Origin of the sequence: Cobetia sp. SIMBA_158 (assembly GCF_046566945.1) — a bacterium.
Lineage (GTDB): Bacteria > Pseudomonadota > Gammaproteobacteria > Pseudomonadales > Halomonadaceae > Cobetia > Cobetia amphilecti.
In genome coordinates this window covers 1-1190 of record NZ_JAWJYL010000029.1, presented here as the reverse complement: position 1 = coordinate 1190, position 1190 = coordinate 1, and the positions used below count along the sequence as shown (strand labels likewise).

The window sequence follows — 1190 nt, the reverse complement described above, 5'->3', positions numbered from 1 at the left end:
TACCGGTCGAAGATACCAGGTGGCTGCAACTGTTTATTAAAAACACAGCACTCTGCAAACGCGCAAGCGGACGTATAGGGTGTGACGCCTGCCCGGTGCCGGAAGGTTAATTGATGGGGTTAGCTCACGCGAAGCTCTTGATCGAAGCCCCGGTAAACGGCGGCCGTAACTATAACGGTCCTAAGGTAGCGAAATTCCTTGTCGGGTAAGTTCCGACCTGCACGAATGGCGTAATGATGGCCACGCTGTCTCCACCCGAGACTCAGTGAAATTGAAATCGCAGTGAAGATGCTGTGTACCCGCGGCTAGACGGAAAGACCCCGTGAACCTTTACTATAGCTTTACACTGGATGCTGATGTTGTCTGTGTAGGATAGCTGGGAGGCTTTGAAACCACGTCGCCAGATGCGGTGGAGCCAACCTTGAAATACCAGCCTGACATCATTGGCGTTCTAACTCAGGTCCGTTATCCGGATCGAGGACAGTGTATGGTGGGTAGTTTGACTGGGGCGGTCTCCTCCTAAAGAGTAACGGAGGAGCACGAAGGTACCCTCAGCACGGTTGGAAATCGTGCATTGAGTGCAAGAGCATAAGGGTGCTTGACTGCGAGACAGACACGTCGAGCAGGTACGAAAGTAGGTTCTAGTGATCCGGTGGTTCTGTATGGAAGGGCCATCGCTCAACGGATAAAAGGTACTCCGGGGATAACAGGCTGATACCGCCCAAGAGTTCACATCGACGGCGGTGTTTGGCACCTCGATGTCGGCTCATCACATCCTGGGGCTGAAGTCGGTCCCAAGGGTATGGCTGTTCGCCATTTAAAGTGGTACGCGAGCTGGGTTTAGAACGTCGTGAGACAGTTCGGTCCCTATCTGCCGTGGGCGTCGGAAGTTTGAGAAGAGCTGCTCCTAGTACGAGAGGACCGGAGTGGACGAACCTCTGGTGTTCGGGTTGTCATGCCAATGGCATTGCCCGGTAGCTACGTTCGGACGGGATAACCGCTGAAAGCATCTAAGCGGGAAGCCCCCTTCAAGATGAGACTTCCCTGAGGCCTTGCGCCTCCTGAAGGGCCCTTGAAGACTACAAGGTTGATAGGCTGGGTGTGGAAGCACAGCAATGTGTTGAGCTAACCAGTACTAATTGCCCGTGAGGCTTGACCATATAACACCCAAGGGGTTTGCGTAGGCAAAC

General features: G+C 53.8%; 1 rRNA gene. It reads left to right on the top strand.

The features are described from left to right. Positions 1 to 1160 (top strand): 23S ribosomal RNA (locus R2R70_RS18800); the annotation flags it as partial. Positions 1161 to 1190 lie beyond the last annotated feature (30 nt).